The organism is Mesorhizobium sp. M2E.F.Ca.ET.209.01.1.1 (genome assembly GCF_004010375.2).
Classification (GTDB): domain Bacteria; phylum Pseudomonadota; class Alphaproteobacteria; order Rhizobiales; family Rhizobiaceae; genus Mesorhizobium.
The window spans coordinates 1-427 of sequence record NZ_SADP02000218.1; the positions used below are offsets into that span (position 1 = coordinate 1).

Annotated in this window: 1 protein-coding gene and 1 pseudogene; both read left to right on the forward strand. The window is 66.5% G+C overall.

Annotated elements, in window-relative coordinates; translation table 11 throughout:
• A partial coding sequence (locus tag EN852_RS35365; RefSeq protein ID WP_135879642.1) for an SDR family oxidoreductase occupies nucleotides 1–234 on the forward strand: 234 nt, incomplete at its 5' end.
• A 35-nt stretch (nucleotides 235–269) separates the two neighbouring features.
• Nucleotides 270–427: pseudogene (locus EN852_RS43400) on the forward strand (salicylaldehyde dehydrogenase); the annotation flags it as partial.

Below are 427 nucleotides of genomic sequence, written 5' to 3' on the forward strand. Positions count from 1 at the left end.
GCGGTCAGTCCTGGTCCGGTCGAGACGCCGATCCTGAAACAGTTCCGGGCGGTCCTCGGCGATTCCAGGGTCGACAGCGATATCGCCCGGGTCGGCCGCGCCGGCACATCGGGCGACATCGCGCCGGTCGTGCTGTTCCTGTGCTCGGACGGCGCACGTTGGATCAACGGCGCCAACGTGCCCGTCGACGGCGGCCTTGAAGCATCGATAAGCGCCGAAGTGCTCGGCTTCTAATTTGTAGCGCTCCCGCAGGAGCGAGGGAGAGAACAATGGATATCGGACTTCTGATCGACGGCGACGAGCGGGCGGCAACCGGCAAGGCCTCCTACGAGCGCCTGGACCCCTTCACCGGCAAGCTCGCGACACGCGCCGCTGCTGCAAGCATTGCCGACGCCAACACCGCAGTCGATGCGGCGGCCGCTGCTTT